Raw genomic sequence first — 1211 nt, 5'->3', positions numbered from 1 at the left:
CCGGGCGGGATTACCTGTCGGTGGCCATCGACGATCCTTCATTCCCGGCGACGGTCTATGCCCGCCTGATCGAAGGCGAGAATGACACGCACGACCTCATCTGGTCGCGCAGCAAGCCCAAGGCGGCCTGACGGCCGCCCACCGCGCCCCGCCCATTGCGGCGGGGCGCGGTGCTGCTGATCGCAGCATCGCACGCACAGGGTTTCGGCAGTTGCCCCATGTCCCGCATGTCCAAGGCCAGCATTGCATTGGTGATGGTCGAATGGCTCGAAGCCCGTGGCAGTAGGAACAGCATGGCGTGTCGGCGCATTGCGCCGCCGGGCTTTCGGGCTGCGCCCCATGCCGCCAATGGCGTCATGTCCATTCGGCTTCAATCCCTCACGCCTTCGCGCCTGGCGGCGCTGCGCGCTTTGCTTGCCTCCAGGGGAAAGCCCTGCGGGCTATCCCCGCCGCGCTGCGCTTGGCGCCCCTTGAACACCGCCGAACCGGCTGCACCGGATCGGCCCGCCTTGCCCGGCCTGCGCCTACGGCTGGGCCGCTGCTGCTGCGAGCTGGCTTTCAGCCTCGCTCATCAATACCGCCGTGCTGCATTCGAGCGCGCCGGCGATCTTGAAGATAAGTGCCAGCGTGGGCATGTGTTCGCCGCGCTCGACCTTGCCCATGTGCGAACGCTCGATGCCGGCCAGGTGTGCCAGCGATTCCTGCGCGATCCCTCGTTCCGTCCGTAGCGCGCGCACCGCCGCGCCGAAGGCTTGCGCCAGTTCGGCATCGAAGGTGGTGGCACCGGCCGGGCGGCCAGGTTGGACGGATCGCTTCTGCATGGACAGAAGCGTCAAATCGCAGGACAATTAAAACCACGTTATCTTTAACTCAGTGCCCAAAAATCGCTGTTCCGTGCTTTTACGGAAATCCGCATTTACGGATTTCCACAGAACCGGGGAATCGCATCCGTGTCTTTCCGGCTTCCTGCAATTGCGCTTCTGCGCTTTCGTTCTTCTACGGATGCGATGGCTTGTGCATCCGTGTTTCCACACGCATGCACGGTTCCGTGGGAGTTCTGCCCATGACCCTGCAGCTTGTCACCGCTGATGAACGCGCTCGGCTGCTGGCCCACGGCGAGGCGCTCGCCGCTGGCCAGCGCCTCGACCCGCTGCCGGTGGTGCGCCTGTTTACCCCCGACGCGCATGTGACCTGGCTGCTGGTGTCGCTCG

3 protein-coding genes are annotated in these 1211 nt (G+C 65.0%); 2 read left to right on the top strand and 1 reads right to left on the bottom strand.

Features of this window, described 5'->3' with window-relative positions:
• The coding region (locus HMPREF2581_RS31940) for a DUF736 family protein (RefSeq protein WP_139181907.1) at positions 1-131 on the top strand (131 nt) is incomplete at its 5' end.
• 393 nt (positions 132-524) lie between these two features.
• Here HMPREF2581_RS31940 and HMPREF2581_RS11610 read toward each other — a convergent pair.
• Positions 525-821 (bottom strand): helix-turn-helix domain-containing protein, encoded by a 297-nt coding sequence (locus HMPREF2581_RS11610; RefSeq protein WP_016254210.1) that lies wholly within the window; start codon positions 819-821, stop codon positions 525-527.
• Between the two features lie 62 nt (positions 822-883).
• On the opposite strand from HMPREF2581_RS11610, the gene HMPREF2581_RS33820 reads away from it, so the two are divergent.
• The coding region (locus HMPREF2581_RS33820; protein WP_371914909.1) for a DUF2958 domain-containing protein at positions 884-1211 on the top strand (328 nt) is incomplete at its 3' end.

It is taken from the genome of Pseudomonas sp. HMSC057H01, assembly GCF_001836405.1.
In the GTDB taxonomy this organism is placed as follows: Bacteria; Pseudomonadota; Gammaproteobacteria; order Pseudomonadales; family Pseudomonadaceae; genus Pseudomonas; species Pseudomonas aeruginosa.
Note: the sequence above shows the minus strand (reverse complement) of the source record. Positions and strands in the feature narration are given on the sequence as shown.